Origin of the sequence: Proteus sp. fly-1067 (assembly GCF_040139345.1) — a bacterium.
GTDB lineage: Bacteria > Pseudomonadota > Gammaproteobacteria > Enterobacterales > Enterobacteriaceae > Proteus > Proteus vulgaris_B.
This window is the reverse complement of sequence record NZ_JBEEUL010000173.1, coordinates 1-591: the sequence shown is the minus strand read 5'-3', so window position 1 is coordinate 591 and position 591 is coordinate 1. Positions and strand designations below refer to the sequence as shown.

At 36.7% G+C, this 591-nt stretch carries 1 protein-coding gene; it reads left to right on the top strand.

Going from position 1 to position 591, the window contains the following annotated elements; translation table 11 throughout:
* Window positions 1-591: flagellin (locus ABN217_RS19825; RefSeq protein WP_349459939.1), on the top strand; the 591-nt coding region annotated here is incomplete at both ends.

The following is a 591-nucleotide window of genomic DNA, read 5'->3' as shown; positions in this document are numbered from 1 at the left end:
ACAAATTGGGGCAAATGATAAAGAACAAATTAGTGTTAATCTGAAAAAGATGGATGCCACTACTTTAGGGATTGATACACTAGATTTGACTGCAGATGTAGAGAAACTGCATGGTGGTTCAACAAACAGCGTTTCTGTTTCAAATGGGGCAACAACACCTACATCAAAAGATATTGATATCGATACTGCATCATTAAAAACCGCTTTGGCGGCAACTAATGAAACCTTATCTGGGGTTTATTATGCAGTTGACCAAACAACAGGTAAAGAAGATAGAACTAAACTTGCAATAGAAGTTAAAGATAAAAATGGTGATACAAAAACGTATGAGGCAACATTAGATACATCAAAAGCTGTTGACGCAACAGCTAAAGACTTTATTCCTGGTGGTAAAGTAACTTTAACAAAAGGTGCAGAAATTAAATTTACTAAACCAATCACTATCAATAATGCGCCACTAAAAGGACTTGATGATGCGTTGGCACAAGTGGATAGCCTACGTAGCTCAATGGGTGCTGTTCAAAACCGTTTAGAATCGACTGTGAATAATCTAAACAATACTGTGACTAATTTAACTGCAGCAAACAGCCG